Below are 26,324 nucleotides of genomic sequence, written 5' to 3'. Positions count from 1 at the left end.
TCGACTCTACGGTCGGGCACTGACAATCGGTGCCGGCGGCCCGGCCCGGCAGGACCGGGCGCCCCCGGTCACGGGGCGGGAGCGGTGGGGCGGGTCAGGGAACCGTCCGGGAGACGACGTACACCTTGGGGAAGCCCGGCTTGCCCTCGTTGACGACGACATCGTGCGTGGGCGCGGGGTTCTTCTGTTCGTTGACGAGACCGGACCAGATGCCGGGGCGGTCGAACTTCCAGCCGGTGACCTCCCGGTCGCGTTCGCCGATGGTGATGCTGTCCGGCTCCAGGTCGTCCTGCTGGACGCCCATGCCGGTGAGGAAGGCGCTCAGGCCGGCGTCGGTGGTCTCGAACTCGACGTACAGGCGGCTGGTCTTCCAGTTGTTCGTCTCGTAGGTGGCCACCCACCAGGCGGGGTGCGGGACCGGCACCTGGTAGAGACGTCGCTGCACCTTCGACGGCCAGCCCTGGGTCAGGCCGTTCGCCGAGTACCTGGCCTCCTTGTCCTTGCCGCTGGCCCGGCTCTGGTTCGCGGAGATCATCAGGTATCCGGCGGGGACGCCGATCAGCAGCACGATGATCAGAAGGGTGAGCGCCCTGCGGCGGATCATGTGCCCGCGGCCCTCGGGCGGCCGGGGCCCGCCGGGACGGTCGGACTGGTGGGAGGCGTCGCTCGTCACGGCGTCTCCTGGGTGGCTCGGCCGGCCTCCACGTACCGCTCGTAGCGCTCGTACCTCTCGACCCTGCGGCGCTTGGCGCGGCGGAAGCGGCGGGCGACCAGGCGGGCGAGGTCGGCGGCACCGACCATGCCGGCCTCGGGACCGAGCTGGGCGCGGACGATGTGGGCCTCGGGGCGGTAGCCGCGGCCGGTGAGCTGCCGCTTGAACGCGTCCCGCGCGGGGCCGATCAGCAGGTCGTCGGCGGCCGAGACCCCGCCGCCGATGACGAAGCAGGAGGGGTCGAGGGCGGCGGCGAGGTTGGCGATCCCGACGCCGAGCCACTGGCCGATGTCCTGGAGGAGCTCGATGCACATGGCGTCGCCCTCGCGGGCCAGCTCGGTGATCATCGGGCCGCTGATCTCGGCGATGTTGCCCTTGACGTGCTCGATGATCCCGTAGGCGACCGGCGAGTCGGCGGCGGCCAGTTCGCGCGCCTCGCGGACCAGTGCGTTGCCGGAGCTGTACTGCTCCCAGCAGCCGCGGTTGCCGCAGGGGCAGCGGTGGCCGCCGGGGACGACCTGCATGTGGCCGAACTCGCCGGCGACGCCGTACTTGCCGCGCTGGACCTGGCCGTCCTGGAGGATCGCGCCGCCGATGCCGGTGCCCAGCGTGATCATGACGAGGTGGTCCTCGCCGCGTCCCGCGCCGAAGCGCCACTCGGCCCAGGCGGCGGAGTTGGCGTCGTTGTCGACCAGGACGGGGACGGCGAGACGGCCGGCGAGACGGTCGCGCAGCGGCTCGTTGCGCCACGAGAGGTGGGGGGCGAACAGCACGCGGTTGCGGTCGGCGTCGACCCAGCCGGCCGCGCCGATGCCGACCGCGTGCACGTCGTGCCGGTCGGACAGGTCCAGCACCAGTTCGACGATGGTGTCCTCGACGACTTTCGGGCTCTTGGACTTGTCCGGGGTCTCCGTGCGGAGCCGCTCCAGGATGTTGCCGTCGGCGTCGACGACGCCCGCCATCACCTTCGTGCCGCCGATGTCGATGCCGACGGTCGGCACGCGCGGTGCCGTCAGGTGCGAGCGGCGTTCCCGGGTGCCGACCGTGCGGAGCACGGGAGCACGGCGGGAGCCGATCGGGGCGGCGCCCGCCCGGGCGGAACTCAGCGCCCTGGGGAGTGTGAGGTCGCGGTAGGTGCTCATCGTCGCCGATTCTGCCTCACGGTGACCCCGGGCGGCGTACCCGGGAGCAAAGGGATCGCGTGACGCGCGCCGCCTCCGGGACGCTCCCGGCTGCTTCCGATGGCCCTCGAACGGCCTCCCGGCGGCTTCCCGGTGCGTTCCGACGGCTGCTCCCGCCGGGACAACCCTCGCGTTTCGACGCCTCGCCCCATGATCCGGTCACATTGTCCGGACAATGTGACGAAGATCGCCCCAAGTCGCCCGCGTCACCTGGACTTCACCGGGACTTCAGGTCCCGGGTCCGGCCTCGGCGTCCAGGGGCGTCACGACCGTACGAGCAGCTGGAACTCGAACGAGTAGCGGTCGGGCCGGTAGGTGTGGGTGCCGAACTCCACGGCACGGCCGGTGTCGTCGAAGGTCACGCGCTGCATGGTGAGCAGCGGGGCGCCCCGCTGCTCACCGAGCCGCTCGGCCTCGGTGGCCCCGGCGGCGCGGGCGCCGATGGTCTGGCGGGCGCTGTGCAGGGTGATCCCGGCCGCCCGCATCAGCCGGTACAGACCGGTGGCCTCCAGCTGCCGGGTGTCCAGGTCGAGCAGCCCCGGGGGCAGGTAGTTGCACAGGTACGCCATCGGCTCCCCGCGCGCGAGCCGCAGCCGCTCGATGCGGTGCACCTCGCCCGCCTCGTCCACCCCGAGGGCCGCGGCGACCTCGGGGGTCGCCGGGACGACCGTGTTGACCAGGACCTTGGTGGCGGGGCGATGGCCGGCCGCCTCGAGGTCGTCGTAGAGGCTGCTGAGCTCCAGGGGCCGCTTGACCTGGCTGTGCACCACCTGGGTGCCGACCCCGCGCCGCCGCACGAGCAGGCCCTTGTCGACGAGGGACTGGATGGCCTGGCGGACGGTCGGCCGGGACAGGCCGAGGCGCCCGGCCAGCTCGATCTCGTTGCCCAGCAGGCTCCCCGGGGTCAGCCTGCCGTGCTCGATGGCGGCCTCCAGTTGCTGGGACAGCTGGAAGTACAGCGGCACGGGGGAGCCGCGGTCCACGCTCAGCTCCAGCTGTACGGTCGGGTCCACTCCTGGTTTGGGCACGGCCCGAGCGTAGCCCCGCGCGTGGTCGACGGGAAGTGGCGTAGTTCGGTTGTCCGGACATACGGATTGACAGGGAGGGACGCGGGCCGCAGGTTGTTCCCATGCGCATCGGGGTCATCGGTACGGGCCGTATCGGCACCATTCACGCCCACACACTCAGCAGGCATCGCGACGTGGGATCCTTGATCCTCACGGACGCCGACCCGGCTCGGGCACAGGCTCTCGCACACCGGCTCGGTGAGACGGCGGCGCCCGGGGTGGACGAGATCCACGCCTGGGGGGTGGACGCCCTGGTGATCACCACGACCACGTCCGCCCACGCCGAACTCATCGGCCGGGCAGCCCGTTCGGGGCTGCCGGTGTTCTGCGAGAAGCCCATCGCCCTCGACCTCGCGGGCACGTTACAGGCGGTCGCGGAGGTCGAGGCGGCCGGAACGGTCCTGCAGATGGGCTTCCAGCGCCGGTTCGACCCCGGCTACGCGGGCGCGCGTGAGGCGGTGCGTTCGGGCCGGCTCGGCCGGCTGCACACCGTACGGGCGATGAGCAGTGACCCGGCGCCGCCGCCGGCCGGGTATCTGCCGCAGTCCGGCGGACTGTACCGGGACACGCTGATCCACGACTTCGACATCGTGCGCTGGGTGACCGGCCGGGAGGTCGTGGACGTCTATGCCGCCGGGTCCGACGCGGGTCCCGCGATGTTCCGCGAGGCGGACGACGTGGACACCGGCGCGGCGCTCCTCACCCTCGAAGGCGGCACGCTCGCCGTCCTCACCGCGACGCGGATGAACGGCGCGGGCTACGACGTGCGTATGGAGCTCGCCGGGGAGCGGGACCAGATCGTGGTCGGCCTGGACGACCGTACGCCGATCGCGTCCACCGAACCGACCGGGCCGCCGGCCGCGGACAAGCCGTGGACGGGCTTCCTGGAGCGCTTCGGGCCCGCGTACGAGGCGGAGCTGAACGGGTTCGTCGAGGTGGTGCGGGGCGAGCGGGCCAATCCCTGCGACGGACGCGAGGCCCTGCAGGCACTGCGCGTCGCGGAGGCGTGCGAGCTGTCCCGGCGGGAGCGCAGACCGGTGCGGCTGAGGGAGATCGCGGGCGGGGCGGTGTCTGCCTACGGGTGAGCGTGGACCCGCGGGCTCCGGACGACGGGCCCGGGTCCCGTCGTCACATCCTCCTCGTCCGCCCGCAGGGCGGGCCTCGCGGCGTCATGGGATCCCCCGCCCGGGCGGAGCCGGGAGTGGGAAGGAAGCCGGGAGCTCGTGGGAACGTGTTCCCGGCGTGCCGGGCGCAGAGCCTCGTACGGGATGCACTCGGGTCTGTGCCCGGTGCGGCGAGTGGAGGTCACCTGCTCGAGGAGCTGGGGGCATGACGTCGCGAGACAGGCGGGACGGTGACGACAGGGCCCGGGTGCTCAGGGTGCGGAGACCGGCAGGACCGTGCCCTGGGCGACCACGCACAGGGTCGCGGTGCCGTCGTCCTCGAGGGTGTGCAGGTCGCAGCGGACGACGGCCTGGCGCCGGCCACCGGACACGACCTGCGCGCGGGCGCGCAGGTCGTGTCCGGTGGCCGGCCGGAGGCACTGGATCGGGAAGCCGTCGGTGAGGGCGTTGCCGGCGGCGTGGGAGAGGACGCCGCCGTACAGGAAGCCGTTCTGCCGGAGCTCCGCGCGGACGTCGATCTCGAGGGTGGCCGCGCCGTCCCCGAAGGCGGTCACGCGCGCGCCGGGCAACCGGCTGGAGGGCCGGCTGTCCAGCGCCCGCTGGGCCGTGGTCAGGTCGATTCCGGGGGACGCGGTCATGGGAACGGGGCTCCTTCGGGATGCCGGGACGCGGGGATGCCGGGACGTGCCGGAGTGACGGCCGGCCCCGTACGGGTCAGGTCTCCCGGGTGTCTTCCAGGAGGCCGGCGTCCTGGACGAGCAGGGCGATCTGCACGCGGTTGTCGAGGTCCAGTTTGGCCAGGACTCGGGAGACATGGGTTTTGACGGTGGCCACGCTCATGTAGAGCTCGGCGGCGATCCCGGCGTTGGCGTGCCCCCGGCCGACCGCGACGGCGACCTCGCGCTCGCGTTCGTTGAGGGCGGCCAGCCGCGCACGCGCGCGTGCGCGCCGGGTGCCGGCGGCGCTGCCGGTCGCGTGCGCCATGAGCTGTCTGGTGACCGTCGGCGACAGGACGGGGTCACCGGCCGCGACCCGGCGCACCGCGTCGACGATCTCAGCGGGTGGGGTGTCCTTGAGGACGAAGCCCGCGGCACCCGCGCGAAGCGCCCGCAGCACCTGCTCGTCGGCGTGAAAGGTGGTGAGCAGCACGATGTGCGGAGCGTCGTCGCGCCGGCGCAGCAGTTCGGTGGCGGTGAGACCGTCCACCGACGGCATGCGGATGTCCATGAGGACGACGTCCGGGCGGGTGCGGTCGACGAGTTCCTGGACCTCGTCGCCGTCGGCGGCCTCGCCGACGATCTCGATGTCGTCGGCGCCGCCCAGCATCAGGGACAGCCCGGCCCGCACCAGCGGATCGTCGTCGACGAGAAGCAGTCTGATCGCGGTCATGGGCCTTCGGGCGTCGGGGGCGGACGGGGACAGTGGCGACGGCGGGACGGCGGTCGTGACGAGGCTTCGCCGGTCTCCGTTCAGCCCCACGGCAACCGGGCCCGGACCTCGAACCCGCCGTCGGACGTGGGGCCGTGCTCCAGGGTGCCGCCCGCCAGGGTAGCCCGTTCGGTCAGGCCGATCAGTCCTTGTCCGGCACCGGGGACGGGCGGTACGTCCCCGGCCGGGGCGGGGTTGCGTACGGACACGGCGAGGCCCTCCCCCGGGCCGCCCGTGACGGAGACGACGACCTCGGCACCGGGGGCGTGTTTGCGGGCGTTCGTGAGCGCCTCCTGGACGATCCGGTAGGCGGTGCGGCCCACGGAGGCGGGGACGGCGGCGCCGGGGCCGGTGATCCGGTGGTCGAGGACGACCTTCGTCCCGGCCTCCCGCGACTCTGCGACCAGCCGGTCCAGCGCCGCGAGCGTCGGCTGCGGCCGGCCCGCGTCGTCGGACTCGCCGGTCCGCAGCACACCGATGATCTCCCGCAGGTCCTGCAGCGCCTCGTGCGCGCTCTCCCTGATCACCCCGGCCGCCCGCGTGATCTCCTCGCGGGGCGCGTCGGGGCGGAACTCCAGCGCGCCCGCGTGCACGCTGAGCAGCGTCAGCCGGTGTGCCAGTACGTCGTGCATCTCCCGTGCGATGGCCTCGCGGGCGAGCCGCTGCGCCTGCTCGGCCCGCAGCCGTGCCTCCGTCTCGGCCCGACGGGCCCGGTCCCGCAAGCTCAGCAGCAGCTGTCGCTTGGACCGGACGAACATGCCCCAGCCGACGCACACTCCCGTCATCAGAACGGCGAGGACGAGCGTCGCGACGTAGGGCAGTTCAGGGTCGGGGCGCCACCAGAAGTAGAACGGGGCCGCCACGAGATGGCCCCCGGCGGCCCAGGCCACGTACCGGAAGGGGCGGTGCACCGCGAGGCTGAACAGGGCGATCAGGGCCACACCGCCGGACGTCTCCGAGATCTGGCTGACGGGCACCATCACCGCGGCCAGGCCGATCGGCCAGCGGCGGCGCAGCCAGAGCGCGGCGCAGGACAGCGCGCCGAGCACCTGGTCGGCGGCGACCACCGTGCGCGGGACGCCTGGATTCTCCACCAGGGCATCGAGGCCCAGCAGGCCCACGAACACGGCCAGCAGGAAGCAGGCGAAGTCGACGACCCAGTCCCGCGCGGTGCGCCGGGGACGGTGGGGGCGCCGCGCGGAGCGGGTGGGCCCGGAAGCGTCGTCGAGGCCGGGGACGCGGTCTGCGTCGGGGACGCGGTCGAGTTCGTGGAGGAGGGCTGACGGATGAAGCCATCGTGCTCCCGTGGACACCGAGGCCGTCCGTGGCGCCTTGTCAACTCTCATCACGGTCGTCAAACCTATGCAGGGGCCGCCCGGTCCGTCCCTCCCCGGTCCGGATCGGCTACCGAAGTCGTACGGCCGCAGACTTTCGGCGTGCTCCGCGCGCCAGGACGCCGACCTTCGTCACCGGCCTCGCGCCCGGTGGCCGACGCGCGCGAGGGCGGCGCGCGGTGATCATCCTGTGCATGAGGAAACTGCTGGAGATTCTCGGCGTGCTTGCCCTGCTGCAGGGTGCCGCCTGCCTGGTGACCGGGTTCACCTCCTTGGACGTGGGCCTGGTGCGGCGGCTGGGGTTCCTGGACGGCCTCGAGATCTACGCGGGCATCACCCTGCTCGTTCTGGGCTTCGCCCTGTTCGCCGTGGCGGAGAGCCTGAGGTCCGGCTGAGGACGGCGTGTGAGGGCTCCGGGAAGTCCGTCGGCGTCGCGCTCGGCCGGCCGGGTGCCTGGGCGGGCACCCGGCCGGGCGCCGGGTCGTCGTGGGGAGGCGGACGTCAGGCCGGGTCGAAGGTCGTCTGCCGAGGGCCGGAATCAGGGCCGAGGGTCCGCGGGTCCGCGGGGCGGGCGACATGGACGGGGCGTCCGACTGGTAGAAGAGGTCGATGTCGGCCTCCTCGCCCCCGACGATCAGCGTGTCCCACGCGCCGCTCTCCTGAAGCCCCCGCAGGGTCGTCGGCGCGAGCGTGGCGAGGTGGCCGCGCGGTTCCTCGTCGGCGGGCACGCCGGGGAGGCGGGGTGCGAGGCGCTCGCGTATCGCGCGCATCCGCCCGAGCAGCGCCTGCGGGCCCGGCCCCGGGACGAGGCCCTGGGTCTGACGCGTCCCCGCATCGTCCGTCGCGGCCCCTGCCGGCCCGGCGGGTCAGCCGCCCAGCTCCCGGTGGCGGGTGGCCAGGGCGGCCGCTCCCTGCCCGGTCAGCGAACCGAACAGGCGCAGCCGGGAGATGCCCCCGTCGGGGAAGACGTCCACGCGCGCGTGCGTGCCGATCGCCGGAGCGGGGAGGACGAAGCGGTGGTCGGTGTCGGGCTGGAGACGGGTCCGGGACAGGATCTCCCGCCATCCGCCGTCCCCACCATGCCCATCGGCTCTGCCGTGCTCCGTGTCCCGCACCGACACCGAGGCCCAGCCGGCGCTGTTGCCCTTCAGGTACGCGGTGTCGATCTCCAGGGCGCGGATCTCCGCCTGGCCCGTGAGCCGGTAGCGGATCCAGTCGTGCCCCTGGTCGCGGCGGCGCCGGGTCTCCCAGCCGTGGTCCATCCGGTGGGAACGGCCGGGCCTTATGGTGTTCACGGGCGGTGAGTAGAAGCGGTCGGACGCGTCCTCGACCCGGCCGCCGTTCTCCAGGGCGACGACGTCGAAGGTGCCCAGGGCCTCCAGCCACACCGGGTCCGGGGCGACCTCGCCGTACACGCGCAGCCGCGCGATGCCTCCGTCGGGGTACTGGGACAGACGCAGATGGGTGAAGCGCCGGCCGGCCGGTACGGCGAAGCCGTTGGCCGCGTGGCCGCCCACCGGGGTGCGCGGCAGCAGCGTCGTCCACCTCGCCTCGTCCGACAGCAGTTCCTCCGGTGCCGGGGAGCCGGGCACCGAGACACCCTCGACCGACACGGCCCGGGGGTGGTTGCCGCGGAAATGGGCGGTGTCGACGACGATGCCGTGGACGACTCCGGGCGCGCCGAGGCGGATCAGCGCCCAGTCGCGGTCCTCCGCCGCCGGCCAGGGGTGCCCGGCGCGGGAGCCGCGGCGGCGCCGGGTCTCCCAGCCGTCCATGGTCTTGCCCCTGTGCCCGAAGTGCTCGGGGTCGAACACGGCACGCCCGGGCAGCAGCAGGTTCTCGCGCTCGGCGAAGAACTCGTCGTTGGCGGCGACGACACCGGCGCCGAGCCGGCGGTCGGCGAGGTCGGTGAGCTGCGTGAAGGGGAAGTCGGCGGTGCGGTAGTCCGCGTACGGGTCACCGCCGCCGTAGGGGCGCGCGGCGCCGGTGAAGCGGGCCGCCGGGGACTCGTGCTGCGCGGTCACGGTGATCCGGTCCTTCCTTTCGGTGGTCGGTGGCCGGGGGCCGGGGGCCGGGGGCCGGGGGCCGGGGACGCCCGGGTCAGGGGACGCGGGCCAGCAGCCGGCCCTGCGGTGCGGTGAACTCGCCGTCGGCCATGACGCGCCGGCCGCGCAGCCAGGTGGACTTCACGACGCCGTGCAGGGTCCTGCCCGCGTACGCCGTCACGCGGTTGCGGTGCTGGAGCCCCGCCGGGTCGACGGTGAAGGTGTCGTCGGGTGCCAGGACGGCGAAGTCGGCGTCGTGGCCGGGCGCGATGGCGCCCTTGCGGCCGCCGAGACCGGCGAGTCCCGCCGTACGCGCCGACATCCAGCGCACGACGTCCTCCAGGCCGTGTCCCCGTTCGCGGGCTCCGGTCCAGACGACGGGCAGGCTGAGCTGGAGGCCGGAGATGCCACCCCAGGCGGTGGCGAAGTCGGTCGTCTTGAGGTCGGCGGTGGACGGGGAGTGGTCGGTGACCACGCAGTCGATGACGCCGTCCGCCAGCGCCTGCCAGAGCGGTCCCTGGTTGGCGGCTTCGCGGATGGGCGGGCAGCACTTGAACTCGCTGGCACCGTCCGGGACTTCCTCGGCGGTGAGGGTCAGGTAGTGGGGGCAGGTCTCGACGGTGACGCGCACCCCGTCGGACTTGGCCTCCGCGATCAGCGGCAGCGCGTCGCTGGAGGACAGGTGCAGGATGTGCACGCGCGCGTCGAGGCGTTTCGCCTGCGTGAGGAGCCGGGCGACGGCGGTGTCCTCGGCGTGGCGCGGGCGGGAGGCGAGGAAGTCGGCGTACTTCGGGCCGCCGTGCCGGGGGGCGGCGTCGAGGTGGCCGGGGTCCTCGGCGTGCACGATCAGCAGCCCGTCGAAGGCGGCGGTCTCCGCCAGGGTGCGGGCCAGCCGGTCCTGTCCGAGGTGCGGGAACTCGTCGACTCCGGACGGCGACAGGAACGCCTTGAAGCCGAAGACGCCGGCCTCGTGCAGCGGGCGCAGGTCCTCGACGTTGCCGGGCAGGGCACCGCCCCAGAAGCCGACGTCGACATGGGTCCGGCCGGCGGCGGCCTGCTGCTTGGTGCGCAGATGGCCGGTCGTCGTCGTCGGCGGGAGGGAGTTGAGCGGCATGTCGAGGAGCGTGGTGATGCCACCGGCCGCCGCCGCGCGGGTGGCGGTCCAGAAGCCCTCCCACTCGCTGCGGCCCGGGTCGTTGACGTGCACGTGGGTGTCGACCAGGCCGGGCAGCAGCACGTCGTCGCCGAGGTCCGTCAGGCGGGCCGCCCCGGGGACGGGCGCCTCGTACGGCAGGACGGCCGCGATCGTGCCGGCGGCGACGACGACCGACGCGGCGCGCGTCCCCCCGGGAGTGATGACGCGCGTCGAGCGCAGCACCAGTTCGACGTCGGACACCCGCACCCTCCTGAGCCCTCATGGCCACTTTTTCAACGTTCTGTTGAAGGAGTCTTCACTCCCGCTCCGACGCCGTCAAGGGCACACTGCCGACACGGACGTCGGCGTACACCTCTTGAACTGTTCCATAAAGCGGAATTAATATTCCGGGAAGCGGAACGCATGCACGCGTGAACGCGCAGACAGGCGGCCGATCGCCTGCCGGGTAGGCTTCTGCCCTTCCCGCCAGCCCGAAAGGAACGCGCCGTGCCGACGTCCGACGCCAGCACCAACGACTCCGTCCGGTCCGCCCCGAGCGGCGGGGTGCAGTCCCTCGAGCGCGCCTTCGACCTGCTCGAGCGGATGGCGGACGCGGGCGGCGAGGTCGGCCTCAGCGAGCTGTCGGCGAGCAGCGGGCTGCCCCTGCCGACCATCCACCGCCTGATGCGTACCCTGGTCACGTGCGGTTACGTACGTCAGCAGCCCAACCGCCGGTACGCGCTCGGCCCGCGCCTGATCCGGCTCGGCGAGTCCTCCTCCCGGCTGCTGGGCACCTGGGCACGCCCATATCTGGCCCGCCTGGTGGAGGAGACCGGCGAGACGGCCAACATGGCACTGCTCGACGGGGACGAGATCGTGTACGTCGCGCAGGTGCCGTCCAAGCACTCCATGCGGATGTTCACCGAGGTCGGCCGCCGCGTCCTGCCGCACTCCACCGGCGTGGGCAAGGCCCTGTTGGCAGGCTTCCCGCCGCAGGACGTACGGGCCCTGCTCGCCCGTACCGGGATGCCCGCGGCGACGGACAGGACCATCACCACACCGGAGGGTTTCCTGGCCGCGCTCGACGAGGTACGCCGCCAGGGCTACGCCGTCGACGACAACGAGCAGGAGATCGGCGTGCGGTGCCTCGCCGTCTCCGTACCCGACTCCCCCACCCCGGCCGCCCTCTCGATCTCCGGTCCCGCGGGACGGGTCACGGAGGCGGCGACGGAGCGGATCGTGCCGGTGCTCCAGCAGGCGGCGACGGAACTCTCCGAGGTGCTCACCACCCCGGGCAGCGGCCCGGCGGTCTGACCCGGCCAGCCCCGAACCGGTCGCCCACCGCGACCACAGCGCCCGCGCACGCCCCCCTTCGGGAGGCGTGCGCACAGGTGTGCGTCAAGCCCGGGGTGACGGCCCGAACAGGTCCACCGCGTCCCGCACTTCGCCCAGCCCTCGGCCGAGTGCGCTCACCGAGCCGATCGCGCCGGCGATCAGCAGCAGGGAACGGCGTAACCGGGGAATCTCGGGATTGCCGCCGGCCGCGAGGTCGTCCAGTGCGGCGAGTTCCTCCTCCGCGATGATCCGGTCGGGGAATTCCATTGGATAGGCTGCCAGTTGACGCCGCAACCGGGCCACGGCGGAGCGCAGCTCCGTCACCCGTGGATCGTCCTGCCGACTGCCGGCCGCATGCCGCTGCCCTACGCTCCGCACCACAGACCTCCCCCTCGCACGCGGTGGTGCGCCTCCCCATCGGCCCCGCCGCCCCGTCGCCCGGTGCGCGCCAGTAAACGCCACCCCACCCCCTCCGCGCCAGCCCGCTGCGTCATCGTCTTGCTCCACAGCGTGACATTCCAGACCGGATGCGCCCCTCCGCGCTCCCCGCATCCGTCCCGTTTCCACCCCTTCCGCACCATCCACCCCGCTCTCCTCCCCCGCTCACCGCGCCACCCCCGCGCCGCCCACCGCGTCCCTCCGGCGTCCGGCGGTGGTCCGCGGGGTGTTGAGGTATGCAGAACCCATGACGACACGTCGGACGAGTCCGGACTCGGAACGGGCCACGGGACAGGTGGCGGGGCTGCTGCTCGCGGCGGGTGGTGGCCGGCGCCTGGGCGGCCGTCCCAAGGCGCTGCTGACGCACCGGGGACGGCCGCTGGTGGAGCACGCGGTACGGGCGTTGCGCGCGGGCGGCTGCGAGCGCGTGCACGTGGTGCTCGGCGCGCGGGCGGACGACGTACGCGCACGCGCCGCACTGGCGGACTGCGTACTCGTCGACAACCCGGCCTGGGAGCAGGGCATGGGCTCGTCCCTGCGGGCCGGGCTCGCCTCGCTGGCCGGCACGCAGGCGCGGGCCGCCCTGGTCCTGCTGGTCGACCAGCCCGGCATCGGTCCGCAGGCGGTCGCGCGGGTACTCGCCGCGCACGCGGCACGGGAGGCACAGGGCGCGCCCCTCCCGGACGCCCTGCTCTCGGCGGCCTACGCCGGCGCGCGCGGCCACCCCGTCCTGTTCGGGGCCGCGCACTGGGCCGGCGTGGCCGCGGCCGCGGCCGGCGACCGGGGGGCACGCGCCTACCTGAAGGAACACGCGGACGCGATCACCCTCGTCGAGTGCGGGGACGTGGCCGAGGCCTACGACATCGACACGGAGGAGGATCTGAGCCGCCTCGAGTGAGCGGGTGCCGCCTGCCCGGCCCGGGACCCCCCGACATCAACAAACCATTGAACTTCCACGATAAGGAAACTACTATCCGCAAGCCAGAGCGCCCTTCAGCCCCACCCCTCCCCGGGCGCTCCCCGCCGTACCCGGGTCGACCGGCACCCGGTGCCCTGTCCGCCGAAGGAAGTGACAGCTGATGTCCGCACCAGCGCCGCACCCGCTGGCCGTCGTCGACGCCGAGCCCCTGCCCCGGCAGGAGGAGGTCCTCACCGGGGCGGCCCTCGCCTTCGTGGCGGAGCTGCACCGGCGGTTCACGCCCGGGCGGGACGAACTCCTCGCCCGTCGCGCGGAGCGCCGTGCCGAGATCGCCCGTACGTCCACGCTCGACTTCCTCCCCGAGACGGCCGCCGTCCGGGCGGACGACTCCTGGAGGGTGGCCCCGGCCCCCGAGGCCCTGAACGACCGCCGGGTCGAGATCACCGGCCCCACCGACCGCAGGATGACCGTCAACGCCCTCAACTCGGGCGCGAAGGTGTGGCTCGCGGACTTCGAGGACGCCTCCGCGCCCACCTGGGAGAACGTGGTCCTCGGCCAGCTCAACCTGATCGACGCCCACGCCCGGACCATCGACTTCACCGACACGTCGTCCGGCAGGTCCTACGCCCTGCGCCCGGAGGGGGAACTGGCGACGGTCGTCACGCGCCCGCGCGGCTGGCACCTGGACGAGCGCCACCTCATCGACGCCGACGGCACCCGGGTGCCCGGTGCCCTGGTCGACTTCGGGCTGTACTTCTTCCACAACGCCCAGCGGCTGATCGACCTCGGCAAGGGCCCGTACTTCTACCTCCCGAAGACGGAGTCCCACCTCGAAGCCCGCCTGTGGAACGACGTGTTCGTCTTCGCGCAGGACTACGCGGGCATCCCCCGGGGCACCGTGCGCGCCACCGTCCTCATCGAGACGATCACGGCCGCGTACGAGATGGAGGAGATCCTCTACGAACTGCGTGACCACGCCTCCGGGTTGAACGCCGGACGCTGGGACTACCTGTTCTCCATCGTCAAGAACTTCCGGGACGGCGGAGCGAAGTTCGTCCTGCCGGACCGCAACGCGGTCACGATGACGGCCCCGTTCATGCGGGCGTACACCGAACTCCTCGTGCACACCTGTCACAAGCGGGGCGCGCACGCGATCGGCGGCATGGCGGCCTTCATCCCGTCCCGCCGGGACCCGGAGGTCAACAAGGTCGCGTTCGAGAAGGTGCGTGCCGACAAGGACCGTGAGGCGAACGACGGTTTCGACGGCTCCTGGGTCGCCCACCCGGACCTGGTCCCGATCGCCCTGGAGTCCTTCGACCGGGTGCTCGGCGGCCGGCCGAACCAGAAGGACCGGCTGCGCGAGGACGTCGACGTCAGCGCCGCCGACCTGATCGCGATCGATTCCCTGAAGGCGACGCCGACGTACGCGGGCCTGGTCAACGCCGTTCAGGTGGGCATCCGTTACATCGAGGCATGGCTGCGCGGCCTCGGCGCGGTGGCCATCTTCAACCTGATGGAGGACGCGGCGACCGCCGAGATCTCCCGTTCGCAGATCTGGCAGTGGATCAACGCGGGTGTCGTCCTCGACAACGGCGAGCCGGTCACCGCGGAGCTGACCCGCGGGATCGCGGCCGGGGAACTGTCGAGCATCCGCGGAGAGCTGGGCGAGGAGGCCTTCGCGGCGGGCCACTGGCAGCAGGCCCACGACCTGCTGCTGACGGTCGCCCTGGACGAGGACTACGCCGACTTCCTCACCCTGCCGGCCTACGAACAGCTCAAGGGCTGACCCGCACGGCACCCGCCCCGGGCCGCCGGTCACCCCAGGTGCGCCGACCAGTCCTGCTCCGCCGCGGGCCTGCCGTGCAGATCGGGAACGTTCTTGAGCCAGGCCGGGCGCCCCTGCCGGGAGCGGGCGGCCCGGCGGGCGTTCTCCGCGGCCAGTTCCTCCGCGCCGGGAAAGTCGGTCGGCAGCCACGCCTCCGAGGCCCGTACCCGCGCGTCCAGGTACCTCACGTATGCCTCGCGGGCCGCGTCGGGCGTCGCGAAGTCGGGGTCGCCGGCGAGCCAGGCGTCGGGTACCTCGGCCGTGATGGAGCGCAGCAGTTCCTCGGTCACCCGGGGCGCGAGCTCGGCGTCGGCGGCGCGGACGTCGGGCCCGTGGCCGCCGAGGGCATGGTGGCGGAAGTCGTATGCCTTCACCGGGTCGGACGCGTCCCAGCGGTGGTGGAAGACGAGCGCGGCCCCGTGGTCGATGAGCCACAGCCGGGGCTCCGCGACGCCGAGCGTCGGCCAGACCATCAGGTTGGAGGAGTGCACGGTCCGGTCCACGTTCACCGTGAGGGCGTCGAGCCAGACGATCCGCCCGGCCTCCACCGGGTCGACGGGAAACACCTCGGCGACCTCGGGCGTGAAGTCCCGCGCCCCCGGCAGGTAGTCCATGCCGAGGTTGGTCCCGGCGCTGGCCGCGTGCAGTTCCCGCACCTCCTGGTGCGGCTCGCTGTCGGCGATCACCGGATCGAAGTCCACCAGCACCAGTTCCGGGAACCGCAGCCCCAGCGCACGCGCCAGTTCCCCGACGATCACCTCGGCCACCAGCGCCTTGCGCCCCTGCGCGGACCCCGTGAACTTCACGACGTAGGTGCCCAGGTCGTCGGCCTCGAACACGCCGGGCACGGACCCACCGGACCGCAGAGGTGTGAGGTAACGGGTAGCGATGACCTCAGTCAGCATTTCCCCAGGCTACGCGATACCTTGGCCTTGTAATCCACGACCTGACCCCATGCATGGTGATGCAGCCGGCCGGCGTGGCGGATCCGTCGCACGGGTCCGCGAACTCCCCCGCGCTCCTCACCCGTGGCCGACCGCCGAAGCCGTGCTTCGGCGTCCTACAGGGTCCCGAAGGAGCGGTTCCGGATTCCGGGGATACCGGCGGCCTTGTATCTCTTTCCCTTCCCGCAGTGAGTGGTTCCTCCTTTCTTCCCGGTGACCGGATCCTTCTTCTCGATCCAGCGGTCTTCTATTGATCGGAAACTCATTGGGGGCACCCGCCGAGGACGCAGCGGACGTACGGGGCTTGAAGCAGCCGGTGACGATGCCGGGCCGGCGTTGGCGGCGGTGGAAGAACCTGCGGGTCCCGGCAGCGGGTTCGGCCTGGTTCCCGGCCCGGTGGGTGCGGGGCGGACTGCGTTTGAGATCGGCGTCGACCGGCTCGTCCGAGTGCGGCTCGGGTGAGTACGGGGGGGCAGGAGGCGCGGCTCGGTCCCGTCCCGGTGGTCGGCGAGCCAGGCCCCGGCGGTCTTCGAGCGGTGGACAAAGTGCCGGTCGAAGACCGGGCGGACCTCCCGGTCGAAGTGCCCGGCGGGCCGGGTGAGGAAGCGGCACACGACCTTCGCGTCGAACGGCCCTGTGAAGACCATGAAGTGCATCCGGCCCTTCGTACTGATCGCGGACATCTCGTTCACGGAGAACCGATTCCCGGTGCGACCGACGACCGGCGTCGCGCCCTTGGCGCCCCGGGTGCGGCCGGTGACCTGGTCCGAGCGGACCCCGACCTGACCACCGAAGAGCCCTTCGGCGTTCCCCGCCTCCGCCTGGGCCCGGGGCACCGGCCAGGTCTCCTCGTGCCGGACGCGGACCGCTTTCGCATCCTGTTCGACCGCACTCCTGTCCGGGCGCCGGAAGGCCGGCCCCGCCGCTCGAGGTACTTGCCCACGCCGGACCCGGTGAAGCGGACCCGGTACGACTTGAAGATCGACTCGCCGATCCGCCTCCGCGTATCCCCCACCGGTTTGCCCACACACTGCCGACAAGCCCGAACCCAAAGCGTTTCGGGTCGATAAACGCTTCCTCGAGTACGCAACGGGCCGTGAAGTACGTATCTTCGGGGTGTGCGCGGTGTACGTATCACAAGGCCCGGGCAAGACGAGTGCGTAAAATACGGAATTCAAAGGTCCGATTTCCCTGGGCACTCTCCCGTCACCGACGCCACTCCCGTAGTGACCCTATTCAAGCTTGCACTTCTCGGCAGTGAATGCGACATTGGCACAATGCTGCGAACGGGGAGCCGCATCACCGAGAACATGAAAATGGGAAAGTCCGCGCTGCCGCACGCCGTGCTGCGGGCGCGCTGCCGTCCCGGCGAGAGCCGGTTCGCGTACGGCATGGTGCGCATCTCTTCGATCCTGTGCTCAGCGGGACCGGCCGACGCGAGGCATCCGCGTTCGAGGGCTCGCGTCGACGACGTGGCGGGCACCGGCGTGCGGCCCACCGCCAATCCCTCGCCACGAACCGGCCGCGTCCGGGGTGCCCGCCTGTCGGCTTGCCCGACGCGCCGGCCCGATCCCCACGAAGATCAGGAAGGAGCAGCCCCCGCAGCCCCGGCCCGTGGTGGACGAAGTCCCATCGCACGCAGCAGCGTTCACCGCCGGAAGACCGCGTTCTGAGATCTCTGCGGTCTTCCGGCGGGATGTCACACCGTGGGATGTAAGGCCCCACTCCCTTCAAGGTGCTTCCGGGGTGGTCTCGCGGTGCTCTTACGGTCAAAGGTTGCGTCGGTGCCCGACTGCGCCCCGACGCTGCGGCGCAAAGGCCGCCCTGCCGCGCCCCCGGCGAACGTGCCCATCGCCTGCGCATGTCCCGAGAGGGGAAACGAAATGCAGGTTCAGCTTCTTGGACCGCTGCTCATCTCCTGCGCCGACCGCAGGATGGAGGTCAGCGCGCGGAAGCCACGTCAGATCCTCGCCCTGCTCCTGCTCAAGCACTCACGCGTCGTGCCGATGGCCACCTTGGCAGAGGAGCTGTGGGGCGGCCATGCGCCGAAAACGGCGCGGGCCTCCGTGCAGCTCTACGTTTTCCAACTGCGCAAGAACCTCGCCGAGGTCACCGGTCAAAGCATGGACGCCGTCAGCAGCGAGACGTTGCGCACCGCGCGCGACGGCTACGAGTTCGTCGGCGACGTGAGCCGGTTCGACCTGCGGGCCTTTCATCAGCTGGAACGCTCAGGTGCGGCGGCCATCGCCGACGGAGATCTGGTCACGGCTGTTCAGGACTTTCGTGAGGCGCTGTCGTTGTGGCGCGGTCCGGCGCTGGCCGACGTCGAACCGGGGCCGACCATCCGTGCCGAGGCGGCAGGGCTTGAGCAGTCGAGGTCGACGATGCTGAACCACCGCATAGAGCTGGACCTGCGGCTCGGGAGGCATCAGGAGATTCTCGCTGAGCTCACAGACCTGGTGACGCACGACCGGTTCCACGAAGACCTGCATGCCCAGCTCATGATCGCGCTGTACCGCTCCGGCTACCGCACCAGCGCGTTGGAAGTGTTTCACCGGCTGCACAGGAACATGGTCCGCGGGTTCGGCCTGGACCCGTCTCCCAAACTGCGCCAGTACTACAACGCGGTACTCACCTCCGACTCGGGGCTGGACAGGATGCCGGTGCTGCAGTTGCCCGGGGAAGTGCGGGTACAGCTCTCGTGACGGAGGGTTTCGAAGGGCTCATGCGCCCCTGGCATGTCCGTAGCCGCTTGCGGCGTCCACGGTCGCCGCGTCGGCGACCCGCATGACGTGCCGCAGCCTGGTGATCCGCGCGGACGGCGCTATGCCGAGTTCATCATGCATGCTCCGACGCAGCTCGTCGAAGACTTCCAGGGCCCGAGTCCGGTATCCCGACCGGTACAAGGCGACCATGTACCGGGCGTGCAGCTCCTCGTTGTGGGGATGCCGCACGACGAGCCTGGCCAGCTCGCTCAGTATCTCGCGATGCCGGCTCATATCCAGCTGGGTTCCGAAGAACAGGGCCAGTGTGTCCAACCTGGACCGGTCGAGTTCCGCCACCGCGGCGCGGAGCAGCCTGCCGTGGTGGACGTCCAGTAGCGCGGGACCACGCCACATGCCGAGTGCCTCGCTGAGCACCCGGCTGGCGCCGAGCACGTCACCGGTGTTCAGCAGTGTCTGCGCCAGGTGCCGCAGGCGCTGGAATTCGCATACGTCGAGGGACGCCTTGCCGAGGTTGATCTGATAGCCGTCCCCGCGGGTCTGTATCAGATCCCGCACGATCAGGTCGCGCGTGACATCAAGCCTTCGGGCGAACTCCGTACGCAGCGCGAAAATATGGGTGTGCAGGGTGGCCAGGGCACACTGCGGCGGCGCGTCGTCCCACAACTCGGTGACCAGTGAGCCGGTCGGTACCCTGCGCGGCTCGTTGAGCAGCAGCAGGGCCAGCAGTTGCCGTGGCTTGCCGGTGGTACGGATCAGCTCTTCGCCGTCTTCCTTGATCGACAGCGAACCCAGCACCCGGAATTCCATGCGGTCGCCCCCCTGATCGACGTCCATGCCGGCCTGTTGTGTGGCGCCGGCAGCCGACTGCCCGGGACAGCGAGTGGTGCGCTACCGGGCAAGAATCAGTGTGGCGGGCGACGGGGTGGGATGGAACGAGATGTCCTCGAAGCCCGCCTTGGTGAGCCATGCCCGGTAGTCGGCCCGCCGCCAGGTCCCGCCCTTCTTGCTCTTGAGCAGCATTTCCGAAGCGAAGAGGAGCGGGAAGGACGGGCCGCCCCGGTCGTCGTCCACGACGTAGTCGCAGACGACCAATGTGGCTCCGGGCTTGAGGGTGCCCCGGACCTTGGAGAAGATCGCCACGTTGTCCTCCGGCCCCTCCTGGTGCGCGACATGGGAGTACACGGCGATGTCGTAGGCGGCGGTGCCGAAGTCGACGGTGTGGAGGTCGCCGTCGACGCAGGTGAACCGGTCGGCCACGGACCGCTCCGCCAGCAGCCGGCGGGCGATCGCGTTGATCGGTTCCCAGTCGAGCTGCGTGGATCGGGCGGCGGGATTGATTTCGAGCCAGATGGACGAGAAGATCCCCGAGCCGCCGCCCAGGTCGAGGATCGAGATCTCCCCTGCCTCCGCCAGCCCCAGCAGGTCCGCGGCGGTCCTCGCCACCGGAACCGACTGCGCGGCTATGGCGGGGACCACTTCCTCCCAGTGGGGGTTGTCGGCCACCTCCACCATCGCGTCCGTCACCGGCCCTCCGATGCGGAACACATCGAGCAGGGACACCAGCTTGCTCATCTCGGCCAACTTGAGTTTCGCGTAACCGCTCAGGTCGGTGCGCTCGCCTTCGACCAGGAAGACGGCCGCTTCGGCGGTGTTGCGGTACCTGGCGTCGCGCAGTTCGATCAGGCCCAGGCCGACGAGCCCGTCGAGCAGGGTCTGCGCGCCCCGCTCGGAGAGACCTGCTTTGGCTGCCAGTCGGCCCGTGGTGTCCACACCGGCCTGGAGATGGGTGAACAGCGAGTGCCTCACGGCCACGCCAAGGAGGCCGGTGGCCCAATAGCCGTTGGCGATCTCCAGAACCCGGTCCGGCCTCGGTCGGTCGTCGTTCACTGTGCCTCCTCGGCGGATGCCAGTACGGCATACGTCACTCGGTCCGTGCTTGCCGTCGGCGCGTCCGCGAACCAACTTCCCATCGCCATCTCAGCGGTGATACCGGGGCCGAAACCCGCGATCACACCGGTGGCATCCGGCGTCATCGTGTCTTCCTCGAACAGTCTGCGCAGCGCGTCGAATACGACTGCGCTGGCGATGTTCCCGTATTCCGTCAGCGTCGCCCAGCTATGGCGGAACATGCCTTCGCCGACGCCGAGGAATTTGCTCAGGTCAGCCAGGATCCGCGGGCCGCCGGCGTGGATGATGTAGAAGTCGAGATTGCCGATGTCCCAGCCATGGTCCACGGCGAGCTCGCGCAGCACCGGAGCGAGCGGCTCCATCGTCCCGGGCACCCTGCGGTCCAGCTGGAAGTGGAAGCCGGTGGCGCGTACGGCGTAGGAGATCCAGTTCTCGGTGTTCGGGATGATGTACGAGGCGTTGCGCTCCAGCGACACACCGGTGCCGCCGCTTCCGCGCACCACGGCGGCCGCGACCGCGTCACCGAACAAGCCGTCGGACAGCAGGGAGCCGACACCGTCGTCGTCGGGCTGGTAGCACAGTGAGCACAGCTCGCAGGAGACGATCAGAACATTGCTCTCCGGGTAGGCCATGCAGAAATCGTGAGCACGGTTGATCGCTGCACCGCCCGCCGCGCAGCCCAGTTGCGCGATGGGTATCTGCCGGGTGTTGGTCCGGAATCCCAGATTGTTGATCAGCCATGCGGTCATCGACGGCATCATGAATCCGGTGCACGACACGAAGATGATCGCGTCGATGTCCTGGGCCGTCAGGCCGGCGTTGGCCAGGGCCCGTCCGATGACCGCGGGACACCTTTTCTTGGCCTCGGCCTCGAAGATCCGGTTGCGCTCCTCGAAGCCGGGGTGGCGGAGCGTCTTCTCGATGGGCTGCACGATGTGTCGTTTCTGCACGCCCGTGTTCCTGATCAGCCGAAGCGCCAGCGAAAGCTGCGGTTTTCCGGCGTGTGCCGCTTCGGCGAATTTCAGGGTGTCTTCCATGGTGATGACATGTTCCGGCACGCTCACCGACGGTTTGCACAACGTTGGCATATCTGCAGAGCCCACCTTCTGAGAAGTCGCACCGGTCATCTCATGGCTTCCGATGCCGACAATCGGAATCGGGTCGGGGATCCAGCTTCGACAACCATCACTCGCCCCTCTTGCCATCGGCTTGGCATCGGCTTGGGCTTCCCCGTCCTCGGCACCAAAGGAGGGCTATTCGCCTTGGCGGGCGATGATCGATTCCAGCGTTCGGCGCAGCACGGCGATCTCGTCCCGGCCGAGATGCCGCGCCCATTGCTGTTCGATTTCCCCGAGGATCCGGGCGGCAGCGACCTGGCCCTGCGCGCCCCGCTCGGTCAGCCGGATGAGCTTTGCCCGACGGTCGCCCGGATCGGCCGTCCGCTCGACGTAGCCGAATCGCTCGAGTTCGTTGACCACCTCGGCGATTGCCTGTTTGGTGAGCCCGGAACGTTCGGCGAGCACGGTCAGCCGCGACCCTTCCGCGTCGATGAACCGGAAGACGGAGCCGTGCCGGTACCGAATCTCCTCGAACCCCTCCTCGCCGAGCCGCCGGTGGAGCCGCTCGATCGTCGTGTCCTTGGCCCGCGCGAGCAGAGTGGGCAGCGGCACCTCGATCCCGCCGCCCTCATCGGGCTTCCCGGATTGCGTCGTCATCTCGGGCGACCTTTCTGTCACGGCCATTTCGTCAGGCAGCTTGACTAAGCGGTCAAACTACCTGACTATACCGTGGTGAGGCCGCTTGACCGACTCCGGCGGCCTGGACCCGATCCGGGATGTGAATCCCGCAGCAGCCGCGAAGAGAGGAACAACCATGAGCCGTTCCGACCAGGAAGGCAGCAAGGTCGTCGGCGTCGAAGCCGCAGCGACAGACTCCTTAGCCGAACAGGTGCTGGGTCCGGTGCTCACCCCCGCAGACGAGCAGTACGACGCGGAACGCGCCGGAAACCAGACCGCCCGTTGCCATCGGCCCGCCGTTGTGGTGGGCGCGACCGGACCCGCTGATGTGCAGGCCGCGGTGGCATTCGCGACCAGCCACGGGCTTCCGGTGGCGGTGCAGGGAACCGGGCACGCGCTGTCCGCCGTCGCGGCCGAGGGCGGCGTTCTGATCAACACATCCCGGATGCAGGGTGTCCGGGTGAAGGCCGAGGCGGGCACCGCGTGGATCGGGGCCGGGGTGCGCTGGAACCAGGTGCTCCACGAGACGGCGCCGGCCGGGCTGGCACCGCTGTCGGGCTCGGCCCCGGGCGTCGGCGTGGTCTCCTACACCTTGGGCGGCGGGCTGGGACTGCTCTCGCGGCGTTACGGATACGCTGCCGACCATGTGCGCGGCGTGGACGTCGTCACGGCGGACGGCCGGCTGCGGCAGGTCACCGAGGACTCGGATCCGGACCTGTTCTGGGCACTGCGCGGCGGCCGGGACAACTTCGGCGTGGTGACCGGAATCGAGATCGACCTCATGCCGGTCACGACGATCTACGGCGGAGGCCTGTTCTTCGGCGCCGAATCTGCCGCCGAGGTCCTCGACACCTACGTGCGGTGGACGGCCACGGTACCCGACGAGATGACCTCCTCGGCCGCGCTGATCTCCTTCCCGGACGTTCCGGCGCTGCCGCCGACGCTGCGCGGCCGCCATGTCGTCCATGTCCGGATCGCCTACGCCGCAGATGCCCTCGGGGCCGGCGAGAGCCTGGTGGCGCCGCTGCGGGCGCTCAACCCGTTCACCGACACCCTTGGCGAGCTGGCCTACGCCGATTCCGGGTCCATTCACAACGACCCCCCCTTCCCGGGGGCCTTCGAGTCCGGTACCGCCATGCTGGGCGAACTCGACGCCGACGCGGTGCGCGCCGTCCTGGACCTGGCCGGCCCGCACGCGCCGGTGCCGCACGTCGTCGAACTGCGCCATCTCGGCGGACGGCTCGCCCGACCCTCCGGCATCCCCAACGCCGTCGGCAACCGCGACGCGCGTTACGTGCTCAATGTGGTCTCCCGGCTGGAACGCGCCGACATCACAGAGATCCGGCCCGCGCACGACCGCATCTTCGAGTCGATCGCGCCGTGGAGCACGGGTGGCCGCGCCCTGAACTTCATGAACGGCGAGAAGGACGCCGAGCACGTGCGCTCGGCGTACGACGCCAAGGACTACCAGCGCCTGACCGAGATCAAGGCCGTCCATGACCCGGAGAACACCTTCCGGCTCAACCACAACATCCCACCGGCCGTCTCAGGCGCGTAGCGCAGCGGCCCATCCGGGGATCGCCGTCGCCGGTGCCGTCAAGGAGCAACCTGCTCGACCTGCCATCACTCCTTGACGACACCGACCGCGAGGACGCTTCCCTCAGCGACGCAGCCGTGTCCGGCATCGAGCGGGACGGTTCCGACGTGACCGACGGCTTTCCCGGGAAACCGACTCCGAGCAGCACAGCGAACCGGGGTGCGGAGAGTTCAGACCGGCTCCGTCAGCTTGGCCAGCACACGTTCCACCACCGCCGTCTGGGCCTCCGGTGGCGCCTGCTGCTGTTCGAGCCGGCCGATCTCGATCGAGCTCTCGACGACGAGCCGGCACCGCTGCTCGCGCCGTGCGGTGAACGCGTCGAACGTCTCGGCGACGGACCCGTGGCGGGCCAGTTCCTCGGCGAGCACCAGGGCGTCCTCGACCGCGATCCCGGCCCCGGAGGCCAGTTGCGGCGTCGTCGGATGGGCTGCGTCCCCGATCAGGATCACCCGCCCGGAGTGCCACGGGCCCGGCAGGTCGAACGACTCCAGCGGGCGGAACACGATCCCGGTGTCCCCGCTGATCGACGCCCGGAACTGCCGCACGTACCCGCCGTACGGTTCGAGCAGGCCGGCGAGGCGGCCCGGCAGCTCGTGCGGTTTGCGGGCCACCCGTGGTGTGCGCTCGACCACGAACATGTACATCCGGGTCGCCGAGACCGGTGTCCAGCCGACTTTGGCCTCGCCTCCGAGGAAGTAGTGGCGGCGGTCGACCCCCGGCGGGCGCGGCACGAACATCCGCCACACGCTCTGCCCGGTGTACTCCGGCCGGGGCGCGCCGGGGAACACCTGCTCGCGGGTCCGAGAGTAGATCCCGTCCGCTCCGACGACCATGCCGTAGCGGCCGGTGGTGCCGTCGCTGAAGGTGACGTCGACGCCGTCGCCGTCGTGGGTGATCCTCTCGACGGCCGTACCGAAGCGCGGGCGGACGCCGTCGGCGAGCACCCGCGAGGAGAGGATCCTGTACAGCACCGGCCGGGAGATCCCGCCCGAGCCGCACACCCGGGCCTCCGGCGGCATCGGCGTCGGGATGTCCCTGATGGGCTCGCCGTCGACCCCGCACACCCGGATGCCCTCACCGGCGTAGCCCTGCGCGGCGATCTCGTCGTACACGCCGAGCTGCCGGAAGGCCCGCAGCGTCGGCCCGGTGATCGTGAGGCCGGCGCCGGTCACCGTCCAGTCGGTACCGATGTCGATCAGATCGACCGCGACACCGTTGCGGCGCAAGGCGATCGCCGCCGACATGCCGGCTATGCCGGCACCGACGACCAGCACGCGTTCGTCCTGCTTCGACGCCATTGTGATCCTCCCTTGCCGCGCTGGAGCGGGAAACGGGCTACTGGGGCGGGTTGCCGTGCTTGCGGTGGGGCGCGCAGCTCCGCGAGGCGGGTGCGGGCGTCGTCCGCGAGGACGTCGTGCGGGGTGCCCGCTGTCTCAGAGGAGGTGGTCACGGTGTACCGGGCTCCGGGTTCCGGGTCTGCTCGGCGGCGGTGCCGGGGCAGCAGGTGTCCTGGCGGAACGGCACCGTCTGATACGGCGACGCCGCTGCGGGCTCGGTCCGCGCTCGGTCGGCGCCGGGTCGCGGACTGGCGGTGAGCAGATCAGCGGCAGATCGACGCCGAGGGCGTCCACGGCCCGGCGCGCGCCGGACAAGGGCGTCCCGCCGGAGGTCCTCCGGCACCGGATCCGGGACCTGGAGCATCCTGTCCGTCGCCCGCCGGCCACCACCCCGGTGCCGAGTGACTCCCCCACCGCAGTCATGACCACTGCGGCTCTACGGCGCGGGCCGCTTCGATGCCGTAAGTCCGGGCAATGCGGGCGACCAGATCCGACGGGACCAGCTTGTACTCCTGGGTGCCGACCGACTCCAGCACGGTGGTGGCCAGGGCGCAGCCGAACTGGGCGGCCCGCTCCTGCGACCACCCCCACGCCGCGCCGGCGAGGAAGCCGGACCGAAAGGCGTCGCCCGCCCCCGTGGGGTCGGTGATCTTGTCCGTGGGTACGGCCGGTATCTCCAGCGTGGCGGCACCGGACGAGGCCAGTGACACCCCGGACGCGCCCCGCGTGGTGATCCAGGTGCCGACCCGGTCGAGCAGTTGCCGCTTCGTCCAGCCGGTGCGTTCCATCAGGAGGGCGGCCTCGTACTCGTTGGTGAACAGCCACCGTGCGTGGTCGACCAGCTGACGGGCCTGCTCGCGGTCGAGGCGGGCGAGCTGCTGGGAGGGGTCGGCGGCGACCTGGATGCCGAGGCGGTGGCCGGTGGCGGTGTGCCGCAGCATGGCCGCGGGGTCGTCGGCCCCGACCAGGACGAGGGCGGGCTTGCCGGTGCGCGCGGCGATCGCGGCCAGGTCGATCCGGGGCGCCTCGGCCATGGCGCCGGCGTAGAAGGTGGCGATCTGGTTCTGGTCCTCGTCGGTGGTGCACACGAAGCGCGCGGTGTGCAGCCTGTCACTGACCAGCACCGAGGAGGTATCGACGCCGTTCGCCTGCAGCCAGGCGCCGTATTCGGCGAAGTCGACGCCCGCCGCGCCCACCAGGATCGGGTTCAGCCGGAGCCGTCCGAGGCCGCATGCGATGTTGGCGGCGACGCCGCCTCTGCGCACCTCCAGCCGGTCGGCCAGGAACGACAGGGAGACCCGTTCCAACTGCCCCTCGATCAACTGCTCGGCGAAGCGTCCGGGAAACACCATCAGATGATCGGTCGCTATCGATCCGGTCACGGCGATACGCACGGAAGAGCACTCCTTGGACCTGAGCCGGTGTCGGGGACCTGACGGCTGCCGGTCGCCGGTGCCCGGCGGGGAAGTGGTGCGCGGCCGGGGAAACCGCGCACCACTGGCTGTCGCGCCGGGCACCCCGGCGGGGCCGGGC

The 26,324-nt window shown here is 71.3% G+C and carries 24 protein-coding genes; 7 read left to right on the top strand and 17 right to left on the bottom strand.

The window, feature by feature from the left end; genetic code table 11:
• Nucleotides 1–94 precede the first annotated feature (94 nt).
• The 3 genes from ACWZEH_RS29250 to ACWZEH_RS29240 all read right to left on the bottom strand — a co-directional run bounded on the left by ACWZEH_RS29250 (nucleotide 95) and on the right by ACWZEH_RS29240 (nucleotide 2,906).
• On the bottom strand, nucleotides 95–673 hold the full coding sequence (locus ACWZEH_RS29250) for a sugar kinase (RefSeq protein ID WP_456194073.1): 579 nt from the start codon (nucleotides 671–673) through the stop codon (nucleotides 95–97).
• Nucleotides 670–1,854, bottom strand: a complete 1,185-nt coding sequence (locus ACWZEH_RS29245; protein ID WP_456194072.1) for an ROK family glucokinase — start codon at nucleotides 1,852–1,854, stop codon at nucleotides 670–672. The genes ACWZEH_RS29250 and ACWZEH_RS29245 overlap by 4 nt, the downstream gene beginning before the upstream one ends.
• 302 nt (nucleotides 1,855–2,156) lie before the next feature.
• Nucleotides 2,157–2,906 carry a GntR family transcriptional regulator gene (locus ACWZEH_RS29240; protein WP_456199888.1) on the bottom strand — a complete coding sequence of 250 codons (750 nt, stop codon included), beginning with the start codon at nucleotides 2,904–2,906 and terminating at the stop codon, nucleotides 2,157–2,159.
• Between the two features lie 116 nt (nucleotides 2,907–3,022).
• On the opposite strand from ACWZEH_RS29240, the gene ACWZEH_RS29235 reads away from it, so the two are divergent.
• Nucleotides 3,023–4,045, top strand: coding sequence for a Gfo/Idh/MocA family protein (locus ACWZEH_RS29235; protein ID WP_456194071.1), 1,023 nt, complete (start codon nucleotides 3,023–3,025; stop codon nucleotides 4,043–4,045).
• A gap of 290 nt (nucleotides 4,046–4,335) precedes the next feature.
• Here the strand turns inward: ACWZEH_RS29235 and ACWZEH_RS29230 are convergent, their stop codons facing one another.
• The 3 genes from ACWZEH_RS29230 to ACWZEH_RS29220 form a co-directional block, all read right to left on the bottom strand.
• On the bottom strand, nucleotides 4,336–4,722 hold the full coding sequence (locus tag ACWZEH_RS29230; protein ID WP_456194070.1) for a PaaI family thioesterase: 387 nt from the start codon (nucleotides 4,720–4,722) through the stop codon (nucleotides 4,336–4,338).
• A gap of 76 nt (nucleotides 4,723–4,798) precedes the next feature.
• Complete coding sequence (locus tag ACWZEH_RS29225; RefSeq protein WP_456194069.1) at nucleotides 4,799–5,473, bottom strand: response regulator transcription factor; 675 nt, start codon at nucleotides 5,471–5,473, stop codon at nucleotides 4,799–4,801.
• Between the two features lie 80 nt (nucleotides 5,474–5,553).
• The gene (locus tag ACWZEH_RS29220) at nucleotides 5,554–6,858 is read right to left on the bottom strand and encodes a sensor histidine kinase (protein ID WP_456194068.1); all 1,305 of its coding nucleotides are present in this window, start codon (nucleotides 6,856–6,858) and stop codon (nucleotides 5,554–5,556) included.
• 182 nt (nucleotides 6,859–7,040) lie between these two features.
• Between ACWZEH_RS29220 and ACWZEH_RS29215 the strand changes: the two genes are divergently transcribed.
• Nucleotides 7,041–7,241, top strand: a complete 201-nt coding sequence (locus ACWZEH_RS29215) for a hypothetical protein (protein ID WP_456194067.1) — start codon at nucleotides 7,041–7,043, stop codon at nucleotides 7,239–7,241.
• A gap of 471 nt (nucleotides 7,242–7,712) precedes the next feature.
• Here ACWZEH_RS29215 and alc read toward each other — a convergent pair whose 3' ends face one another.
• Together alc and allB are read right to left on the bottom strand one after the other, a co-directional pair.
• Complete coding sequence (gene alc, locus ACWZEH_RS29210; RefSeq protein ID WP_456194066.1) at nucleotides 7,713–8,870, bottom strand: allantoicase; 1,158 nt, start codon at nucleotides 8,868–8,870, stop codon at nucleotides 7,713–7,715.
• Nucleotides 8,871–8,946: 76 nt separating this feature from the next.
• On the bottom strand, nucleotides 8,947–10,287 hold the full coding sequence (gene allB / locus ACWZEH_RS29205; RefSeq protein WP_456194065.1) for an allantoinase AllB: 1,341 nt from the start codon (nucleotides 10,285–10,287) through the stop codon (nucleotides 8,947–8,949).
• Between the two features lie 246 nt (nucleotides 10,288–10,533).
• Here allB and ACWZEH_RS29200 point away from each other — a divergent pair, with 246 nt between their 5' ends.
• The gene (locus ACWZEH_RS29200) at nucleotides 10,534–11,340 is read left to right on the top strand and encodes an IclR family transcriptional regulator (protein ID WP_456194064.1); all 807 of its coding nucleotides are present in this window, start codon (nucleotides 10,534–10,536) and stop codon (nucleotides 11,338–11,340) included.
• 84 nt (nucleotides 11,341–11,424) lie between these two features.
• Here ACWZEH_RS29200 and ACWZEH_RS29195 read toward each other — a convergent pair whose 3' ends face one another.
• Nucleotides 11,425–11,685 carry a DUF5955 family protein gene (locus tag ACWZEH_RS29195; RefSeq protein WP_456194063.1) on the bottom strand — a complete coding sequence of 87 codons (261 nt, stop codon included), beginning with the start codon at nucleotides 11,683–11,685 and terminating at the stop codon, nucleotides 11,425–11,427.
• Between the two features lie 361 nt (nucleotides 11,686–12,046).
• Between ACWZEH_RS29195 and ACWZEH_RS29190 the strand changes: the two genes are divergently transcribed.
• A complete protein-coding gene (locus ACWZEH_RS29190) occupies nucleotides 12,047–12,697 on the top strand; it encodes a nucleotidyltransferase family protein (RefSeq protein ID WP_456194062.1) in 651 nt (216 codons plus the stop codon).
• 181 nt (nucleotides 12,698–12,878) lie between these two features.
• Nucleotides 12,879–14,504 (top strand): malate synthase A, encoded by a 1,626-nt coding sequence (aceB, locus tag ACWZEH_RS29185; protein WP_456194061.1) that lies wholly within the window; start codon nucleotides 12,879–12,881, stop codon nucleotides 14,502–14,504.
• A 29-nt stretch (nucleotides 14,505–14,533) separates the two neighbouring features.
• Here aceB and ACWZEH_RS29180 read toward each other — a convergent pair whose 3' ends face one another.
• Both ACWZEH_RS29180 and ACWZEH_RS29175 read right to left on the bottom strand, forming a co-directional pair.
• Entirely contained in the window at nucleotides 14,534–15,448 is a 915-nt protein-coding gene (locus tag ACWZEH_RS29180; protein ID WP_456194060.1) for a HipA family kinase, read from the bottom strand.
• A gap of 155 nt (nucleotides 15,449–15,603) precedes the next feature.
• A complete protein-coding gene (locus tag ACWZEH_RS29175; RefSeq protein ID WP_456194059.1) occupies nucleotides 15,604–16,323 on the bottom strand; it encodes a transposase in 720 nt (239 codons plus the stop codon).
• 1,047 nt (nucleotides 16,324–17,370) lie between these two features.
• Between ACWZEH_RS29175 and ACWZEH_RS29170 the strand changes: the two genes are divergently transcribed.
• Nucleotides 17,371–18,192: an AfsR/SARP family transcriptional regulator gene (locus tag ACWZEH_RS29170; RefSeq protein WP_456194058.1), complete on the top strand. Its 822-nt coding sequence runs from the start codon at nucleotides 17,371–17,373 to the stop codon at nucleotides 18,190–18,192.
• Nucleotides 18,193–18,210: 18 nt separating this feature from the next.
• Here ACWZEH_RS29170 and ACWZEH_RS29165 read toward each other — a convergent pair whose 3' ends face one another.
• From ACWZEH_RS29165 to ACWZEH_RS29150, 4 genes are all read right to left on the bottom strand, one after another.
• Nucleotides 18,211–19,047: an AfsR/SARP family transcriptional regulator gene (locus ACWZEH_RS29165; RefSeq protein ID WP_456194057.1), complete on the bottom strand. Its 837-nt coding sequence runs from the start codon at nucleotides 19,045–19,047 to the stop codon at nucleotides 18,211–18,213.
• Between the two features lie 54 nt (nucleotides 19,048–19,101).
• Complete coding sequence (locus tag ACWZEH_RS29160) at nucleotides 19,102–20,100, bottom strand: methyltransferase (RefSeq protein WP_456194056.1); 999 nt, start codon at nucleotides 20,098–20,100, stop codon at nucleotides 19,102–19,104.
• Entirely contained in the window at nucleotides 20,097–21,209 is a 1,113-nt protein-coding gene (locus ACWZEH_RS29155; protein ID WP_456199887.1) for a type III polyketide synthase, read from the bottom strand. The genes ACWZEH_RS29160 and ACWZEH_RS29155 overlap by 4 nt, the downstream gene beginning before the upstream one ends.
• Before the next feature lie 165 nt (nucleotides 21,210–21,374).
• Entirely contained in the window at nucleotides 21,375–21,863 is a 489-nt protein-coding gene (locus ACWZEH_RS29150) for a MarR family winged helix-turn-helix transcriptional regulator (protein ID WP_456194055.1), read from the bottom strand.
• A gap of 130 nt (nucleotides 21,864–21,993) precedes the next feature.
• On the opposite strand from ACWZEH_RS29150, the gene ACWZEH_RS29145 reads away from it, so the two are divergent.
• Nucleotides 21,994–23,415, top strand: coding sequence for an FAD-binding oxidoreductase (locus tag ACWZEH_RS29145; RefSeq protein WP_456194054.1), 1,422 nt, complete (start codon nucleotides 21,994–21,996; stop codon nucleotides 23,413–23,415).
• A gap of 209 nt (nucleotides 23,416–23,624) precedes the next feature.
• Here the strand turns inward: ACWZEH_RS29145 and ACWZEH_RS29140 are convergent, their stop codons facing one another.
• Nucleotides 23,625–24,752, bottom strand: a complete 1,128-nt coding sequence (locus ACWZEH_RS29140) for an FAD-dependent oxidoreductase (RefSeq protein ID WP_456194053.1) — start codon at nucleotides 24,750–24,752, stop codon at nucleotides 23,625–23,627.
• 458 nt (nucleotides 24,753–25,210) lie between these two features.
• Entirely contained in the window at nucleotides 25,211–26,185 is a 975-nt protein-coding gene (locus tag ACWZEH_RS29135) for a carbohydrate kinase family protein (RefSeq protein WP_456194052.1), read from the bottom strand.
• Between the last annotated feature and the right edge of the window lie 139 nt (nucleotides 26,186–26,324).

The organism is Streptomyces yamdrokensis (genome assembly GCF_053890455.1).
Note: the sequence above shows the minus strand (reverse complement) of the source record. Positions and strands in the feature narration are given on the sequence as shown.

Bases quoted from the DNA above. Each gene is read 5' to 3' on its own strand.
- ACWZEH_RS29245 (WP_456194072.1), bottom strand. From the start codon at position 1,854: ATGAGCACCTACCGCGACCTCACACTCCCCAGGGCGCTGAGTTCCGCC.
- ACWZEH_RS29235 (WP_456194071.1), top strand. From the start codon at position 3,023: ATGCGCATCGGGGTCATCGGTACGGGCCGTATCGGCACCATTCACGCC.
- ACWZEH_RS29230 (WP_456194070.1), bottom strand. From the start codon at position 4,722: ATGACCGCGTCCCCCGGAATCGACCTGACCACGGCCCAGCGGGCGCTG.
- ACWZEH_RS29225 (WP_456194069.1), bottom strand. From the start codon at position 5,473: ATGACCGCGATCAGACTGCTTCTCGTCGACGACGATCCGCTGGTGCGG.
- ACWZEH_RS29220 (WP_456194068.1), bottom strand. From the start codon at position 6,858: ATGAGAGTTGACAAGGCGCCACGGACGGCCTCGGTGTCCACGGGAGCA.
- ACWZEH_RS29215 (WP_456194067.1), top strand. From the start codon at position 7,041: ATGAGGAAACTGCTGGAGATTCTCGGCGTGCTTGCCCTGCTGCAGGGT.
- ACWZEH_RS29190 (WP_456194062.1), top strand. From the start codon at position 12,047: ATGACGACACGTCGGACGAGTCCGGACTCGGAACGGGCCACGGGACAG.
- aceB (WP_456194061.1), top strand. From the start codon at position 12,879: ATGTCCGCACCAGCGCCGCACCCGCTGGCCGTCGTCGACGCCGAGCCC.
- ACWZEH_RS29180 (WP_456194060.1), bottom strand. From the start codon at position 15,448: ATGCTGACTGAGGTCATCGCTACCCGTTACCTCACACCTCTGCGGTCC.
- ACWZEH_RS29170 (WP_456194058.1), top strand. From the start codon at position 17,371: ATGCAGGTTCAGCTTCTTGGACCGCTGCTCATCTCCTGCGCCGACCGC.
- ACWZEH_RS29165 (WP_456194057.1), bottom strand. From the start codon at position 19,047: ATGGACGTCGATCAGGGGGGCGACCGCATGGAATTCCGGGTGCTGGGT.
- ACWZEH_RS29155 (WP_456199887.1), bottom strand. From the start codon at position 21,209: ATGCCAACGTTGTGCAAACCGTCGGTGAGCGTGCCGGAACATGTCATC.
- ACWZEH_RS29150 (WP_456194055.1), bottom strand. From the start codon at position 21,863: ATGGCCGTGACAGAAAGGTCGCCCGAGATGACGACGCAATCCGGGAAG.
- ACWZEH_RS29145 (WP_456194054.1), top strand. From the start codon at position 21,994: ATGAGCCGTTCCGACCAGGAAGGCAGCAAGGTCGTCGGCGTCGAAGCC.
- ACWZEH_RS29140 (WP_456194053.1), bottom strand. From the start codon at position 24,752: ATGGCGTCGAAGCAGGACGAACGCGTGCTGGTCGTCGGTGCCGGCATA.